This is a genomic window from Bartonella sp. AD328YNZD, assembly GCF_042196425.1.
This window is the reverse complement of record NZ_JBHIQG010000538.1, coordinates 1-1,146: the sequence shown is the minus strand read 5'-3', so window position 1 is coordinate 1,146 and position 1,146 is coordinate 1. Positions and strand designations below refer to the sequence as shown.

The 1,146-nt window shown below is 39.2% G+C and carries 1 protein-coding gene and 1 pseudogene; both read right to left on the bottom strand.

The genetic code is table 11. The annotated features are described in order from the left end of the window. Positions 1 to 353, bottom strand: a pseudogene (locus ACFIO3_RS13470) (biotin--[acetyl-CoA-carboxylase] ligase); the annotation flags it as partial. A gap of 5 nt (positions 354 to 358) precedes the next feature. Beyond that, positions 359 to 1,146 (bottom strand): NADH-quinone oxidoreductase subunit N (locus ACFIO3_RS13465; protein WP_375704627.1); only part of this gene is annotated, 788 nt, incomplete at its 5' end.

Genomic DNA, 1,146 nt, shown 5'->3' with positions numbered 1-1,146 from the left:
ATATCGTTTGGCCATTTTAAGCTCACAATATTGTTTGTTTGCTTTTCATCTTTTATAAATTGTTTTATTGCCTCTGCTACACTTACTCCAGCAACAAAACCAAGTTGAGCAGCAGTTTGATGCACAATATCCTCAATTAACAAAAGACTAGAATAAAGGTTCCCTTTAGGACTAGACCAAGTTCTCCCTCTTCTCGCTCTTCCCTGTAATTGTTCTTGTGCAACAATCCAAAGATTACCTTGATGACCAGTTTGCGCTTTTCGTTGCGCAATGAGATTTGTTGAATCAATACTATCGTACGCTTCAACAGTGTATCCCTGTTTTTGTGCAAAATCTGATAAAGTATAAACCATATTCGTTAAAACAATGCTGTTGCTGCTTTTTCTGCTAGCTCAGCGAACCAAACTCCAAAAAGCGCGTAAAGTAAAATAAAGAATACAGAAAGACCAAGACAAAATTGAAGCTCTTTCGATAAAGCAACAAAATGCGCTTTTGCATCATCAAACCACATAATTTTAATGACTCGCAAATAGTAAAAAGCCCCAACTACAGACGCTATCATCCCAACGACAGCAAGTGGCGTAAGTCCAGCGTGGACAGCAGCAGAAAATGTATACCACTTTCCAAAAAAACCAGCCATAGGAGGTATGCTTGCTAAAGAAAAAAGCTGTATTGTCATCACAACAGCCATAAACGGATTCGTCTTTGCTAACCCTGAAAGATCATAAATATTTTCAACATTTCCATTCTGAGAGCGCATTCCAAGAATAAAGGCAAATGAACCAAGCGTCATTCCAAGATAAATAGTCATATAAAGGATAACGCTTTTTATCCCAAGCATATCTCCAGCAGATAAACCAACAAGTGCATAACCCATATGACTGATCGACGAATAAGCCATTAAGCGCTTAATATTATTCTGACCGATTGCAGCAAAAGCACCCAGTATCATTGATGCAATTGCCATGAACACCAAAATTTGTTGCCATGCAGGCATCACGTTATCAACACGTCCTAGGGGAATAAAGGTCACCACAATAATACGGATGATTAAAGCCATTGCAGCGACTTTAGGGGCACCAGCAAAAAATGCTGTAATCGGTGTGGGCGCTCCTTCATAAACATCAGGTGTCCACATATGAAACG